The organism is Bradyrhizobium sp. R2.2-H (assembly GCF_004346455.1).
GTDB lineage: Bacteria > Pseudomonadota > Alphaproteobacteria > Rhizobiales > Xanthobacteraceae > Bradyrhizobium > Bradyrhizobium diversitatis.
In genome coordinates, this window is record NZ_SMBR01000007.1 from 266,176 (window position 1) to 281,133 (window position 14,958).

General features: G+C 66.3%; 14 protein-coding genes. 7 read left to right on the top strand and 7 right to left on the bottom strand.

What is annotated here, in order from left to right; all coding sequences use genetic code 11:
• Positions 1-35: 35 nt before the first annotated feature.
• On the top strand, positions 36-806 hold the full coding sequence (locus EDE08_RS20000) for a sulfite exporter TauE/SafE family protein (protein ID WP_131870560.1): 771 nt from the start codon (positions 36-38) through the stop codon (positions 804-806).
• A 191-nt stretch (positions 807-997) separates the two neighbouring features.
• On the opposite strand, the gene EDE08_RS20005 is transcribed toward EDE08_RS20000, so the two are convergent.
• Positions 998-2,386, bottom strand: a complete 1,389-nt coding sequence (locus EDE08_RS20005) for a flavin monoamine oxidase family protein (RefSeq protein WP_131870561.1) — start codon at positions 2,384-2,386, stop codon at positions 998-1,000.
• A gap of 192 nt (positions 2,387-2,578) precedes the next feature.
• On the opposite strand from EDE08_RS20005, the gene EDE08_RS20010 reads away from it, so the two are divergent.
• The gene (locus EDE08_RS20010) at positions 2,579-3,559 is read left to right on the top strand and encodes a YiiX/YebB-like N1pC/P60 family cysteine hydrolase (protein ID WP_131870562.1); all 981 of its coding nucleotides are present in this window, start codon (positions 2,579-2,581) and stop codon (positions 3,557-3,559) included.
• Between the two features lie 225 nt (positions 3,560-3,784).
• Here the strand turns inward: EDE08_RS20010 and EDE08_RS20015 are convergent, their stop codons facing one another.
• Positions 3,785-4,060: a metal-sensitive transcriptional regulator gene (locus EDE08_RS20015; protein WP_007598521.1), complete on the bottom strand. Its 276-nt coding sequence runs from the start codon at positions 4,058-4,060 to the stop codon at positions 3,785-3,787.
• A gap of 62 nt (positions 4,061-4,122) precedes the next feature.
• On the opposite strand from EDE08_RS20015, the gene EDE08_RS20020 reads away from it, so the two are divergent.
• From EDE08_RS20020 to EDE08_RS20030, 3 genes are all read left to right on the top strand, one after another.
• Positions 4,123-6,582 carry a heavy metal translocating P-type ATPase gene (locus EDE08_RS20020; RefSeq protein ID WP_165936064.1) on the top strand — a complete coding sequence of 820 codons (2,460 nt, stop codon included), beginning with the start codon at positions 4,123-4,125 and terminating at the stop codon, positions 6,580-6,582.
• A gap of 74 nt (positions 6,583-6,656) precedes the next feature.
• Positions 6,657-7,103: a nickel-responsive transcriptional regulator NikR gene (gene nikR / locus EDE08_RS20025; protein WP_131870564.1), complete on the top strand. Its 447-nt coding sequence runs from the start codon at positions 6,657-6,659 to the stop codon at positions 7,101-7,103.
• A gap of 292 nt (positions 7,104-7,395) precedes the next feature.
• Positions 7,396-8,136: a sulfate transporter family protein gene (locus EDE08_RS20030; RefSeq protein WP_131870565.1), complete on the top strand. Its 741-nt coding sequence runs from the start codon at positions 7,396-7,398 to the stop codon at positions 8,134-8,136.
• Between the two features lie 80 nt (positions 8,137-8,216).
• Here the strand turns inward: EDE08_RS20030 and EDE08_RS20035 are convergent, their stop codons facing one another.
• From EDE08_RS20035 to nth, 3 genes are read right to left on the bottom strand one after another with little or no spacing between them, the layout of a single operon-like run.
• Entirely contained in the window at positions 8,217-9,845 is a 1,629-nt protein-coding gene (locus tag EDE08_RS20035; RefSeq protein ID WP_131870566.1) for an MFS transporter, read from the bottom strand.
• On the bottom strand, positions 9,832-10,959 hold the full coding sequence (locus EDE08_RS20040) for an HlyD family secretion protein (RefSeq protein WP_131870567.1): 1,128 nt from the start codon (positions 10,957-10,959) through the stop codon (positions 9,832-9,834). The genes EDE08_RS20035 and EDE08_RS20040 overlap by 14 nt, the downstream gene beginning before the upstream one ends.
• A 53-nt stretch (positions 10,960-11,012) precedes the next feature.
• Entirely contained in the window at positions 11,013-11,765 is a 753-nt protein-coding gene (gene nth / locus EDE08_RS20045) for an endonuclease III (RefSeq protein ID WP_165936050.1), read from the bottom strand.
• A 22-nt stretch (positions 11,766-11,787) separates the two neighbouring features.
• Between nth and EDE08_RS20050 the strand changes: the two genes are divergently transcribed.
• Both EDE08_RS20050 and EDE08_RS20055 read left to right on the top strand, forming a co-directional pair.
• Positions 11,788-12,321 carry a DUF2244 domain-containing protein gene (locus tag EDE08_RS20050; protein ID WP_131870568.1) on the top strand — a complete coding sequence of 178 codons (534 nt, stop codon included), beginning with the start codon at positions 11,788-11,790 and terminating at the stop codon, positions 12,319-12,321.
• A gap of 53 nt (positions 12,322-12,374) precedes the next feature.
• Positions 12,375-13,271: a methylated-DNA--[protein]-cysteine S-methyltransferase gene (locus EDE08_RS20055; protein ID WP_131870683.1), complete on the top strand. Its 897-nt coding sequence runs from the start codon at positions 12,375-12,377 to the stop codon at positions 13,269-13,271.
• 144 nt (positions 13,272-13,415) lie between these two features.
• Here EDE08_RS20055 and EDE08_RS20060 read toward each other — a convergent pair whose 3' ends face one another.
• Entirely contained in the window at positions 13,416-14,039 is a 624-nt protein-coding gene (locus EDE08_RS20060; protein ID WP_131870569.1) for a 2,3-bisphosphoglycerate-dependent phosphoglycerate mutase, read from the bottom strand.
• Between the two features lie 22 nt (positions 14,040-14,061).
• Entirely contained in the window at positions 14,062-14,877 is an 816-nt protein-coding gene (gene dapB / locus EDE08_RS20065; RefSeq protein ID WP_131870570.1) for a 4-hydroxy-tetrahydrodipicolinate reductase, read from the bottom strand.
• Between the last annotated feature and the right edge of the window lie 81 nt (positions 14,878-14,958).

A 14,958-nucleotide genomic window follows, 5' to 3' on the forward strand; every position in this document is an offset into this window, starting at 1 on the left:
TTTTCGGACGACATCATGCTCGAGAATCGACGAGCATGAGTCTCGCCGACTTTCTCCCGAAGGATGTCAGCCTCACCATTGCGATGGCGCTCTGCGCCGTCGCTTTCGTTTCAGGCACCGCGCGCGGCTTCTCCGGCTTCGGCTCGGCGCTGATCTTCATGCCGCTGGCGAGCAGCATCGCAGCGCCGCGGCTCGTTGCGGCCCTGCTGCTCGTCATCGATTTCGTCGCGGCCGCGCCGCTGCTGCCTGACGCATGGCGGAAGGCCGACCGCAGGGCCACCGCCGTGATCGTGCTCGGCGCGCTGGTCGGCGTGCCCGTCGGCACGTATTTCCTGAGCGTGCTGGAGCCCGTCACCACGCGATGGATCATCTCCTGCTTCGTCGCCGCCCTCCTGCTCCTGCTGCTGTCGGGCTGGCGCTATCGCGGCAAGGACCACGCCTGGCTCTCGGTCGGCATCGGCGGTCTCTCGGGCTTCTGCAGCGGCCTCGCGCAGACCGGCGGCCCGCCGATCGTCGGCTACTGGCTCGGCCGCCCGATCGCACCGATCGTCGCCCGCGCCAACATCGTGCTGTTCTTCGGCGCCTCGGATTTCTTCTCGATGCTCAGTTACGCAGCCACGGGACTGATCAGCCGGGAATCACTGGTGCTGTCGATGATCGTTGGCCCGGTCTACGCGATCGGCGTCGCCTTCGGCGCATCGCTGTTCGGCCGCGCCAGCGAGAGAATGTTTCGCGGGATCTGCTATGCGCTGATCGCGGTGGCGGTGATTGCCGGGCTGCCGGTGCTGGACGGGATTCTGCGGTAGCTCCCTCCGCGAGTCGTCCCTGCGAACGCAGGGACCAATACCGCGTGATCTATCGAGTAGGCACGGGTGACAGTGCCGACGCAGATCTCCTGACTGCCAGTCTTCGCCAAACTTCTCCCTGTGGATATGGGTCCCGGATCTGCGCTTCGCTTGTCCGGGACGACAGCGGAGATTGTTGGGGCTTGGTTGCCCTATTGCCGCGGCACGCGCCGCCTCTTCTTCGATTGCGTCGGCACGTCGGCCGGCTCGACCTTGAGCGCGCCGATCTTGCGCAAGGCGGCATCTGCGGCGCGTTCGCCGCTTTCCCAGGCGCCGTCGACGGTGCCCCAGAGCGTCTCGTGCGTGGCTTCGCCGGCGAGGAACATGTTGCCGATCGGCTCGCCCAGGGTTTTTCGCGAAAGCTGGCCGCCGGGCGCGGATGCCGACATCGCGCCCAACACGTAGGGCGCGGCATTCCAGCGCGTGGCGCTGGTCTTCTGCACGGCCGAAGCGGCCTCGCTGCCGAACAGCTTGGTGATCCACTCCTTCGCGAAGGCGGCCATGGCCTTCTCGCCCTGCTCGGAGAGATCGCGGCCGAAGGAGCCGCCGACATCGATCGAGCACAGCGAGGAGCCGCCGATATTGGCGAACATGAGCGCCGTGCGCGTCGAGTTGCTCTGCTCGATGAGGATATCGTCGCGCGACAATCCGAGCGGATTGCCCGGCAGCTGCAGCACGATGCGATCGTAGCTGCCCAGGGTGAGCTTCGAGGCCGCGTCCAAGGTGCGCTTGGGGATGTCGGGTGCGAACTTGAGCGCGCCCGACATCAGCACATTGGTCGAAACCGTGAGGATGGCGGCGCGTGCGACGATCTTGCCGGCTTGCGTCTCCACACCGACGTCGCGGTTGCTCCAGACGATCCGGCTCGCCGGCGTCGACAGCACCATCGGCACCTGCTCGCCGAGCTTGGTGATCAGAGTGCCGAGGCCCTGGCGGCAGGCGATCGCCGCATTGCGGTCCTGCGCGCGTCCCTTGTCGATCGCGGACAGCTCCTTCAGGTCCTTGCCGGCGAAGCTCGGGCCGAGCATGAACTCGGCCGCGCCCGCCCAGTCGCCGAGATCCTTCGGCAGCACGGACGCGCAGGAGGTATCCAGCTTGCCGCGCGCGGCCTCGTCGATGGCGCGGTTGGCGCGCACCAGCGCCGCCAGGAACTGCTCGGTCTCGCCTGCGCGCGCGTTGCGGCGGCCGATGCGCATCTTCTGGCCCGATGGCGCCGGCAGCGCGTCCAGCCCGACACTGCGCGCCAGCCGGATCATCGGATTGGTGTCGGGATTGTACATCCAGCGCGCGCCGCGGTCGAACGGCGTGTCGAAGGTCGTGCGATCGGTGATGCAACGGCCGCCAACGTGCGGTGCCGCTTCCACCACGATGACCTTGCGGCCGGTCGCCATGATGCGCCGCGCCGCGGCGATTCCGGCAGCTCCCGCCCCGATCACGACGATGTCGGCCTCGCGCGGCAGGGGCGCGGCGGATGCGCGCAGGACCGGCATCGCCGCAAAGGACGCCGACGCGACAAGGAAACCGCGGCGCGTGATTGTCATGTCATGGTTTCCGGGGACTTGCGGCGTATGGGAACAGCCCGCGAACCTTGCTGCATCTGATGTTGCACGGCAACCATCATGGTGAATCAATCGTGCTTGATCTCACAGAGTGATGAACCGAATTGCAACACGTTTCGACCATGATAGAGAAGGGAAAAAGACGGCCGGAAAAGGCCGTGGGGGGAGTTTGACATGGGGACGGTCCTGGATTCGGTCGGCAAGCTGATTGCCGCGTACCTCTCGAAGGAGGTGCCGGGCTACGAGCCGTTCACGCCGAGCGACCCGGAGCATCTGCGCGGCGTCATCGAGCCCGGCGACGTGCTGCTGGTCGAGGGCAACAACCGCATCTCCGGCATCATCAAATATCTGACGCAGTCGACCTGGTCGCATGCGGCGCTCTATGTCGGCCCGGTCGCGGGTGCGGAGGAGGCTGACGGCGAGCCGCATGTGCTGATCGAGGCCAATATCGGCGAAGGCGTCACCTCGGCGCCGCTGTCGAAATATTTCCCCTATCACACCCGCCTCTGCCGCCCGGTCGGGCTGTCCTATGAGGACCGCACCACGGTCTGCCGCTACGCCATCAACCGCATCGGCTTCGGCTACGACACCAAGAACATCGTCGACCTCATGCGCTATCTGTTCCCGATGCCGATACCGCAGCGCTGGCGCCGGCGCATGATCGCGATCGGCTCCGGCGACCCGACCAAGATCATCTGCTCGGCGCTGATCGCACAGGCGTTCGACGCCGTGCGCTATCCGATCCTGCCGAAGATCACCAAGGCCGGCAGCCGTGCCGCGCGCCGCGAGATCCTGCACATCCGCGATTCCTCGCTCTACATGCCCCGCGACTTCGACATCTCGCCCTATTTCGAAGTCGTCAAACCCACCATCGTGCACGGGTTCGACTACACAGCCCTGCACTGGGCCGACAAGCAGAAGCCGCTCGAGGAGGTAGCGGGCTCATTCAGTGTGTTTCCAGAAACGGTCCTGGCGCCGCCGCTCATTCCTGAGGCGATTGACGAAGAGGCGCCGGCTGAGATTCCGGCTGAAGAAGTGAAGGCGCAGGCCGCGGGGATGGCTGCCGGCGTTCCCGTCTTCGCGCATGTCCCGTTTCTGAAGAAGCTCGCAATGTACCGCCCGAGGCGGCGGCGTGCGAGAGAGATTGCGGCGTAACCGCTGTCGTCCCTGCGAACGCAGGGACCCATACCGCGTGATCTATCGAGTCCGAACGGTAGAAGTACCGAACAACCAGCCTTCGTCAAACCCCTCCCTTGGATTATGGGTCCCTGCGTTCGCAGGGACGACAGCTGTGAGTGTGGCGCGACCTCTCCACAACAGTCATTGCGAGCGCAGCGATTCTGGATTGCTTCGCCGCTACGCTCCTCACGATGACGAGAATTACCGTTCCGCCCGCCCGATCACCGCCATCAGCTCCGCGATCTTCTCGCGCTGATCGGCCTTGTCGCCGCTCGCAATGGCGTGCTCGACGCAATGGGCCACGTGGTCCTTCAGGACTTCCTCCTCGACCCGGCGCAGTGCGGCACGCACGGCCGAGATCTGCGTCACGATGTCGATGCAGTAGCGGTCTTCCTCTACCATTTTCGACAGGCCGCGAACCTGGCCTTCGATCCGGCCGAGACGTTTTCCGACAGATGCCTTGATGTCCTTGCGCATGGGGTCTATATACCCCTACCGGGTATGGGTTGCAAGACCTGGGACAGGACCGGAGCATGGCAATGAACAGCAGCGAGCATCGTCACGACGCGGAAGCACATTCCGGATGCGGCTGTTCCACGAAAGCTGCACCGCCGACAGCGAAGCCCGCGGCATCCTCATGCTGCGGCGGCCGCGGCGATCATTCCAGCCATGCCCATCATCACGGCCACGACGACCACAGTGAGGCCGCGACCAAGGTGAAGGACCCCGTCTGCGGCATGACGGTCAATCCCGCGACCTCGAAGCACCACTTCACACATCACGGCGACACCTTCCATTTCTGCTCGGCCGGCTGCCGTACCAAGTTCGCCGCCGATCCTGCCAAATATCTTGCGAAGGAGAAGGCGCCCGAGCCCGAGATGCCCGCGGGCACCATCTACACCTGTCCGATGCACCCCGAGATCCGCCAGGTCGGTCCTGGCAGCTGCCCGATCTGCGGCATGGCGCTGGAGCCTGAGCTCGCAAGCCTGGAGACCGGACCCAACCCTGAACTCGCCGACATGACGCGTCGGTTCTGGATCGGCGGCGTGCTGGCGCTGCCGGCCGTGGTGCTGGAGATGGGCGGCCATCTCGCGGGCCCGCACAACTGGATCGATCCGACGCTGTCGAACTGGATCCAGTTCGTCTTCGCGACGCCGGTGGTGCTGTGGGCGGGCTGGCCGTTCTTCGTCCGCGGCTGGCAGTCGCTGCTGACGCGCAACCTCAACATGTTCACGCTGATCGCGATGGGCACTGGCGTTGCCTATGTCTACAGCGTGCTCGGCACCGTCGCGCCGCAGATCTTCCCCGCCACCTTCCGCGGCCATGAAGGCGCGGTCGCGGTCTATTTCGAGGCGGCTGCCGTCATCACCGTGCTGGTGCTGCTCGGCCAGGTGCTGGAGCTGCGCGCCCGCGACGCGACCTCGGGCGCGATCAAGGCGCTGCTCCAGCTTGCGCCGAAGACGGCGCGCCGCGTCGACGCTGACGGCAGCGAGCACGAAGTCGAGATCGACACGCTCCATGCCGGCGACCGCTTGCGCGTTCGTCCCGGCGAGAAGGTGCCGGTGGACGGTATCATCCTGGAGGGACGCTCCTCGCTCGACGAATCCCTGGTCACAGGCGAATCCATGCCGGTCACCAAGGAGACCGGCGCGAAGGTCATTGCCGGCACGCTGAACCAGTCCGGCAGCTTCGTGATGCGTGCGGACAAGGTCGGGCGCGAGACGCTGCTGTCGCAGATCGTGCAGATGGTCGCGGACGCGCAGCGCTCGCGCGCGCCGATCCAGCGCCTGGCCGACCAGGTCTCCGGCTGGTTCGTGCCGACGGTGATCGTCGTTGCCCTCGCCGCCTTCGGCGCCTGGGCCTGGTTCGGACCGGAGCCGCGGCTGGCCTTCGGCCTCGTCGCAGCCGTCAGCGTGCTGATCATCGCCTGCCCCTGCGCGCTCGGACTTGCGACCCCCATGTCGATCATGGTCGGCGTCGGCCGCGGCGCGCAAGGCGGCGTGCTGATCAAGAACGCCGAGGCGCTGGAGCGCATGGAGAAGATCGACACGCTGGTGGTCGACAAGACCGGCACGCTGACCGAGGGCAAGCCCAAGGTGGTCGCGATCGTGCCGGCGGCCGGCTTTGCGGAAGACGACATCCTTCGACTCGCGGCCAGCGTCGAGCGGGCGAGCGAGCATCCTTTGGCTGACGCCATCGTGCGCGCGGCCAAGGAGAAGCAGCTCTCGCCTGGCCAGGTCGAGCAATTCGATTCGCCGACGGGCAAGGGCGCGACCGGCAAGGTCGACGGCAGGACCATCGTGCTCGGCAATGCAAAATACCTGACGTCGATCGGCATCGAGACCAGAACGCTCGACACTGAAGCCGAACGGCTGCGTGGCGACGGCGCGACCGTGATCAACATGGCCATCGACGGCCGGCTGGCCGGCCTGTTCGCGATCGCCGATCCGGTCAAGGCCTCGACCCCGGAGGCGCTGAAGGCGCTCGCGGCGGAAGGCATCAAGGTGATCATGCTGACCGGCGACAACCGCACGACGGCCGAGGCCGTGGCGCGCAGGCTCGGCATCGCCGATGTCGAGGCCGAGGTGCTGCCGGACCAGAAGAGCGCGGTGGTCACCAAGCTGCAGAAGGCCGGCCGCAGCGTCGCGATGGCCGGCGACGGCGTCAACGACGCACCGGCGCTGGCGGCAGCCGAGGTCGGCATCGCCATGGGCACCGGCACCGACGTGGCGATGGAGAGCGCTGGCGTCACGCTGCTCAAGGGCGATCTTGTCGGCATCGTGCGGGCGCGAAAGCTGTCGCAGGCGACGATGAGCAATATCCGCCAGAACCTGTTTTTCGCCTTCATCTACAACGCCGCCGGCATTCCGATCGCCGCCGGCGTCCTCTATCCCACCTTTGGCGTGCTGCTCTCGCCGATCATCGCCGCAGCGGCGATGGCGCTGTCCTCGGTGAGCGTGGTCGGCAATGCGCTGCGCCTGCGCACGACGCGACTGTGAGCTGCCGGCACACTCTCTCGCCTCGCCTTGGCGGAAAGGCTACAACAGCCCGGTAGCCCGATGGAGAGGACCCGATGCAGCGGATAACGATCACGATCGAGGACGATCTCCTGGCGGAGATCGACGCCGCGGCGGAGGCGCGCGGCTATCAGAACCGCTCCGAGATCATCCGCGATCTCGCCCGCGCCGGCCTGCAACAGAGCACGGAGGGCACGTCACAGACCGGCCAATGCGTGGCCGGTCTCGTCTATGTCTACGACCACGCCGCGCGCGATCTCTCAAAGCGCCTGGTGCAGGAATTCCACGGCCATCACGACCTCGCGCTGGCGACGCTGCACGTCCATCTCGACGACGACAATTGCATGGAGATGACGGCGCTGCGCGGCAACGCCTCCGAAGTCAGGCACTTCGCCGACCACATCATCGCCGAGCGCGGCGTGCGCTACGGCCGCGTGGTGATGATCCCGACCGGCGATGGCAAGCCGGCGAAGGCGCGCAAGCACGGGCACAAGCATGGGTAGCTGCTCTAGGAAAGAGTAGCGGCTCTTACCCTCCCCTGGAGGGGGAGGGTCGATCGCGCGCAGCGCGGGCGGGGTGGGGTGACGGTCTCTCCGCGTCGAACAGTGCCCGTGGGGAGAGATCACCCCACCCCGTCTCACATTCGCTGCGCTCAATGTGAGCCGACCCTCCCCCTCCAGGGGAGGGTAAGCAAGAGCTCGCGCCGCATTCGCGGCCAAGGGCAGCTCCCGCCCTTGCCGAAGCCGCATTCGGTCTCTACCTCTCGCGAAGTGTTGATCTCAGAGGGTGCCTCCCATGCTGGATGCCGCCATCAAGGCGCTGTCGCAAATGATCTCGCCGCCGATGCGCTCGATCCTGTGGCGATCGGTCGGCTTGGCGCTGGTGCTGATCACCGTGCTGGCGATCGGCCTGCAGCGGCTCCTCAGCTGGTTTGCGACCAATGGCGGGGTCTGGCTGGAAGGCCTGCTCGGACCGGGCTGGCATTCATCGATCGAAGTCCTGTCCTGGATCGTCTCGATCGCGGCGGGCCTCGGGGTCGTGTTCGGCGGCATCTTCCTGATGCCCGCGATCACCTCGCTGGTGGCGAGCCTGTTCGTCGACGACGTCGCCGACATCGTCGAGCGCGAGCATTATCCGGCCGAGCGGCCCGGCGTGGCGCTGCCGTTCAGCCAGGCGATCCTCGAGGGCATCAAGACCGCCCTCTTGACGATCCTGGTCTACCTCGCCGCCTTGCCGCTGGTGTTGTTCGCCGGCGCCGGCTTCCTGATCTTCTTCATCGCCGCCGCCTGGCTGCTTGGCCGCGAATATTTCGAGCTCGCGGCGATGCGCTTCCGGCCGCCGGAGGAAGCCAAGGCGATGCGGCGTGACAACGCCGCCACGATCTTCACCGCCGGGCTCTTCATCGCCGCCTTCGTCTCGATCCCGATCGTCAATCTGGCAACGCCGATCTTCGCCATGGCCTTCATGGTCCACATGCACAAGCGCCTGTCAGGTCCGCGGCCCGAGTTGATCGAGCCGGCGCGGCAGGTGCGGTGATTGTGCGCTCCTCTCCCGCAAGTTTGCGGGAGAGATGACCGCCCCCGTGGCGCGAGCGAACGAACCAACCATCACCGCATTCAGGCGGCCCGCACACCACACTTTCGCAGCAGCATCCTGGCGAAGCCGAACGGCGCCGGCGTAAAGGGACCCGTCGGCGCGCGGGTGACCAGCGCGACGATTGCGAGCGCGGCTATCGCGAGCCAGAAGCAGAGCCAGAAGCCGTCGATATAGGCGAGCACATTGGCCTCGCGCTGGACGATGCCCGCCAGCGTGCCGACCGCGCGCGGCTGCGCCGATCCTGTGCCATGGGCGGCGAAGTGGTCGGCGAGCTGCTTCAGCCTCTGCACCACATCGACATCGCCGACCGCAAGGTTCTGGCCGAGATAAAAGGAATGGACCTGCTCGCGTACGCGCAGCCAGGTGCCCATCAGCGCCACGCCGATCTCGGCGCCGCCGAGCCGCATGATCTGGATATAGGCGGCAAAGGAGGTGGCGCGGCTGGGATCGGAGTTGGAGAGCAGCGTGATGATCAACGGCAGCAAGGTCAGCGACTGCCCGATCGCCTGGAGCAGGACGATGCCGGCGAAGTCCTCGCGCGCCCAGACGTGGCTGAGCCGGGTGCCCCAGAGATTGGCCGCGGCGAAGCAGGCAAAGCCCATGACGACCACCGTCCGCGTATCGAAATGCCGCAGCAGCCAGATCGAGACCGGCACCAGCACGAACATCGGCAACGCGCCACAGGTGAGCAGCAACAGGCCGCTCTGCTCCGGCCTGAGCAGCGCGATGGTGGCGAGGAAGTTCGGCACCAGCGACGCATTGGACAGGCTGGTCAGCGTGTAGAGCAGGATCAGCACCAGCCCCAGGCCGATGTTGCGCGAGAACAGCACGTTCACATGCGCCCAGGGCTGCCTGACCAGCGATTCGTTGACGAGGAAGGCCAGAAACAGCACCGCGCCCGCTGCCAGCAGTGCCATCACCGTGCCGGAACCGAGCCAGTCCAGCCGGTTGCCCTGGTCAAGTCCCGCATAGATCATCGACACCGAGGCGCCGAGCAGCAGCATGCCGCCCCAATCGGCCTCGCGCAGCAGCGCGCGGTTCACCGGCTCGTTCGGCGTGCCGAGATAGACCATCAGGCCCATCAAGGGCGCGATCACGACGCCCTGCCAGTATAGCCATTGCCAGCCGAGATGGTCGACATAGAAGCCGACCAGCGAGGTCGAGGTGTCCAACGCGAAGCCGACGCGGATCGAATAGATCGAGATCGCCGGCAGCCACCAGCGGATCGGCAGATTGCGGAACACGATCATCAGCGTCGCCGGCACGAACGTGCCGAGCAGGAGACCATGCACGACGCTGAGCGCGAGCAATGTCGGATAGTCGTGCACGAACGGAATGATGAACGAGACGGCGGCATAGACGAGGCTGGGGATGCCGAGCACGCGGCGCAGGCCGAACACCGTGGCAAGCCAGGCCACCGCAGGCGCGATGAAGATCTGCGAGCCGATGCCGGCGGTCGAGAGCCAGGCGCCCTCGTCGAAGCCGAGCGAGAATGCGCCGCGCAGGTCCGGCAGGCCGACCGTGGTCAGCCGGCTGTCGAAATTGGCAAGGAACGAGCCGAGCAGCACCGCCGCGACGGCGAACAGGGGCTGCGGCGCGACGCCGCCGCGCGAGAGCGGTTCGCGGCTGGCATCGTCATTTTCGGCCATTCGCGGCCTTCGTATCGATGCTGGTGACCACCGACATGCCCGGCACCAGCCTCGCCAGCAGCGGCTGGTCGTCATCGAACTGAATGCGCACGGGAATGCGCTGCACCACCTTGGTGAAATTGCCCGTTGCGTTGTCGGGCGGCAGCAGCGCCACCTGCGCACCGGTCGCCGGCGCAATGCGCTCGACCCGGCCGCGCAGCTTCTCGCGCGGGAAACTGTCGACGGTGATCTCGACCGGCTGGCCCGGCGCCACGTGCGTCAGCTGGGTCTCCTTGTAGTTCGCGATCACATACACCTTGGGCAGCGGCACCACGTTGATGAGGTTGGTGCCGATGTTGACGTAATCGCCGGGCTGCACCTGGCGCTCGCCGACAACCCCATCGAACGGCGCGGTGATCCTCGTATATCCAAGCTTGAGCTTCGTACCCGCCAGCGTCGCCTTGGCCGCCTCGACATCGGCGGCGCGCTGCTTCCTGGTGCCTTGCAGGACTTCGAGCTGATGCTGCTGGGCCGCGATCACGGCGCGGCTCGCGCGCACGTCGGCCTGTGCCTTGGCGTAGGCGGCCACCGCCTGCTCGAGACGTTGGCGCGTGCCGGACTCGCTCTGCGACAGCGATTGCTGACGCTCCTGCTCCTGGCGTGCCTCGACCTCCATGGCCTCCGCAGACAGCCGCGCGGCCTGCGCCTGCGCGATCGTCGCATACTGCAGCTCGATCTGGTTGGCGAGATTGTCGAGCGCGGCTTGCGCCGCGGCGACCGCAGCTTCGGCCTGCGCGACTTGCGCTTGGTAATCGGCGGGATCGATCTGGATCAGGAGGTCGCCGGCCTTGACGCGCTGGAAATCGGTGACCCCCACGCTGAGCACCTCGCCCGAGACGCGGCTCGACAGCCGCGTCAGCTCGGCGCGCACATAGGCGTCATTGGTGGTCTGTATCACGGCATTGCCGACCCATTCGTCGAAGCGCAGCGTTGCCAACGCGACGAAGGCGAGCGCGACGATGACGGCAAACAGCGGGATCGCGAGCCGGCTCCAGAGCGGCGTGGCCGGCCGCTGCGTCGGCTTCGGCGGTGGGGCCGGTGATGCGGGTGGCGCGTTCTGTTCTTGTTGACTCACGAGATCACCTCAACCCGGCGCTGCTAAAACACAAATCCCGCCTTGTCATTAGATCACACCGTCTTCTCCGGCCACCGGCAGAGATCGTTGATCAGGCACACCTCGCAGCGCGGTTTGCGCGCGAGGCAGGTATAGCGCCCGTGCAGGATCAACCAATGATGGGCACGCAGCATGAACTCGGCCGGGATGACCTTTTCGAGACCGAGCTCGACCTCGAGAGGCGTCTTGCCGGGCGCAAGTCCGGTGCGGTTGCCGACGCGGAAGACATGCGTGTCGACCGCCATCGTGTGCTCGCCGAAGGCCATGTTGAGCACGACGTTCGCGGTCTTGCGCCCGGCGCCGGGCAGCGATTCGATCTCGGCACGCGTGCGCGGCACCTGGCCGCCGAATTCGCTGAGCAGCTTCGCCGACAGCGCGATCACGTTCTTCGCCTTGGTGCGGTAGAGGCCGATGGTCTTGATGTATTCGCGCAGACGCTCCTCGCCGAGATCGAGCATCTTCTGCGGGGTGTCGGCGACCTCGAACAAGGCGCGCGTCGCCTTGTTGACGCCGGCGTCGGTCGCTTGCGCCGACAGCACGACGGCAACCAGCAGCGTGAACGGATTGACGTGCTCGAGCTCGCCCTTCGGCGCCGGATTGGCCTTGCGGAAACGGCTGAAGACCTCGTGGATCTCGGCCGGCGTCCAGGGCTTCATGGCTTTGAGCGATTTCTTCGCGGGCGCTTTCGGTTTGGTCGCGACCGGTTTTGCCTTTTTCTTCGGCACCGCCGCTTCACGCGGAGCCGGCTTGCGGGTGATTTTCGCCATGATCGGGATATACTGATGGACGATGAGCACAGGCAACGAAATTGAGCGCGCGCGATCCGAAAGGGAGGATGAGCCTCAGATCTTCTCCGCGCGGCTGACGCCGCACCGCTCGCTGAACCGCACCGGCTTCCTCGCCGTGATGCTGTTCCTGAGCGTCGTCAGCTTCGTCACCGGCCTCGCCTTCCTGATGATGGGCGCCTGGCCCGTGTTCGGCTTTTTCGGTCTCGACGTGCTGGTGATCTGGTGGGCCTTCAAGGTCAATTTCCGCGCGGCGCGGGCCAGCGAGGAGATCTTGGTGACACCGTCGGAACTGCGCGTGCGTCGCGTCAGCCATCGTGGCCAGGTTGCCGAATGGACCTTCAATCCGCTCTGGGTCCGGCTCGACCAGGAGGTCGACGAGGAATACGGCATCGAGCACCTCTATCTGATCTCGCGCGGCCGCCGGCTGATCATCGCCGGGTTTCTCGGGCCAGAAGAAAAGGCAAGCTTTTACAATGCGCTGGTCGGGGCCCTGAACGCCGCGCGGCGTGGCCCGACGTATAATCCGGTGACCTGAGCACAGTCGGAAATCGGGTGGTTTCGAGCCACTCCTTCTCCTACATTCCGGCCATGATGACCCTCGCAATCCATGACCAGCGCCTGGCCAAGCCGGGCACCCAGAACGCCGCGTTGCGCGACTATGATTCGGTGCGCCGGGCGATCGCCTTCATCTCGGCGAACTGGCGCGCGCAGCCGACCATCGAGGCGATGGCGGATGCCGCCGGCGTCACGCCGGACGAGCTGCACCATCTGTTCCGCCGCTGGGCTTCGATCACACCGAAGGCCTTCATGCAGGCGCTCACCCTCGACCACGCCAAGAACCTGCTCAGGGATTCCGCCAGCATCCTCGACGCGGCGCTCGACTCCGGCCTGTCGGGCCCCGGCCGGCTGCACGATCTCTTCGTCACCCACGAAGCGATGTCGCCGGGTGAATGGAAGAACGGCGGTGCCGGCCTCACCCTGCGCTACGGCTTCCATTCCTCGCCGTTCGGCACCGCGATCGTGATCGCGACCGATCGCGGCCTGTCAGGACTTGCGTTCGCCGATCACGGCGAGGAGACGATCGCACTCGCCGACATGACGCGGCGCTGGCCGAACGCCACCTATGTGGAAGATCACGAAGGCACCGCGCCACTCGCAGCGCGCGTGTTCGACCCCAAGCTGTGGCGGCCGGACCAGCCGCTGCGCGTGGTCCTGATCGGCACCGATTTCGAGGTGCGGGTGTGGGAGACGCTGCTGAAGATCCCGATGGGGCGTGCGGTGTCCTATTCCGACATCGCCTGCAACATCAACAGCCCGAAGGCCTCGCGCGCCGTTGGCGCCGCCGTCGGCAAGAACCCGGTGTCCTTCGTCGTGCCCTGCCACCGCGCGCTCGGCAAGAGCGGCACGCTCACCGGCTACCATTGGGGCATCACGCGGAAACAAGCGATGCTGGGCTGGGAAGCCGGGCAGCTGGGGATGCAGTAGGCAAGATGCAATAGGGTGGGTTAGCCGAAGGCGTAACCCACCTCTTTGGTTTCCGAGATGACAGAAGTGGTGGGTTACGTCGCCGACTGCGCTTCGCGCAGTCGCCGTCTAACCCACCCTACGGCACCGCGCGTGTGGCGAAATTCAGCCCGCCAGGTCCAGCTTCGAGGCCACCGTCGAATCCGCATTGAGCCGGTAGATGATGGGCACGCCGGTGGCGAGCTCGCGCTTGAGGATGCCCTCGGGCGAGAGCTTTTCCAGCACCATGATCAGAGCGCGCAGCGAGTTGCCGTGGGCGGCGACCAGGGTACGCTTGCCGTTGAGCACGGCGGGCAGTATCTCCTGCACGTAATAGGGCAGCGCGCGCGCGAGCGTGTCCTTCAGGCTTTCGCCCCCGGGCGGCGGCACGTCGTAGGAGCGGCGCCAGATCAGCACCTGGTCCTCGCCCCATTTCTTGCGCGCATCGTCCTTGTTGAGACCGGAGAGATCGCCGTAATCGCGCTCGTTCAACGCGAGGTTCTTCGAGGTCGGAAGACCGGTCTGGCCGAGCTCGGCGAGGATGAGATCCAGCGTGTGCTGCGCGCGCGTCAGGACCGAGGTGAAGGCGACGTCGAACACGAGACCCTGTGCCTTCAGCTTGCGGCCGGCTTCCCTGGCTTCGTTCACACCGAGCTCGGTGAGATCGGGGTCCTTCCAGCCCGTGAACAGGTTCTTCAGATTCCATTCGCTCTGGCCGTGGCGGACGAGCACGAGAAGACGTTCGCTCATTGACTGCTTTCCGTTTGCTCAATCAGAAATCGGCGAGGCCGAGCACGTCGGCCATCGAGTAATGCCCCGGCTTCTTGCCGTGCGCCCACAGGGCCGCCTTCAGCGCGCCATGGGCGAACAGCATGCGGTCCTCGGCCTGATGCGACAGCGTCAGCCGCTCGAACGGGCCGAGGAAGGTGACGCTGTGGTCGCCGGCGACGGTCCCGCCGCGCAGGGAGGCGAAACCGATATTGCCCGGCTTGCGCGCGCCGGTGATGCCGTCGCGCCCGCGCTCGGAATGGTCATCGAGGGTGACGCCGCGGCCGCTGGCTGCGGCCTGGCCCAGCATCAGCGCCGTGCCCGAGGGCGCGTCGACCTTCATGCGGTGATGGGTTTCGACGATCTCGATGTCGAAGCTCTGGTCGAGCGCCTTGGCGACGCGCTTGACCACGGCGGCGAGCAGGTTGACACCAAGGCTCATATTGCCCGACTGCACCACCACCGCGCGATTGGTGACGCTCTTGATCACGGCGTTGTCGGAGCCGGACAGCCCGGTCGTGCCGACGACGTGCACGATGCCGCGCTCGGCGGCGATCGCGACATTGGCGATGGTCGCCGCCGGAACGGTGAAGTCGAGGATGCCGTCGGCATCCCTGGACATCGCCCAGAGATCGGCGGACAGCTTGATGCCGTTGGCCGGCAGGCCTGCGAGCACGCCGGCATCCTTGCCGAGCAGCTCCGAGCCCGGCGCCTCCAGCGCGCCGGCCAGCACCGCGCCCTTGCTCTCGGCGATCGCCCGCGTCAGCGCCCGGCCCATCCGGCCGCCGGCTCCCGCAACAATCAAGCGCATGTCGGACATGGTGTGATCCTCTGAGCCGCCGTTGTAGCGGGGGGATGCAGTTCCGGCAACCGAGGGGGATCATAGGCCGTCATTCCGGGA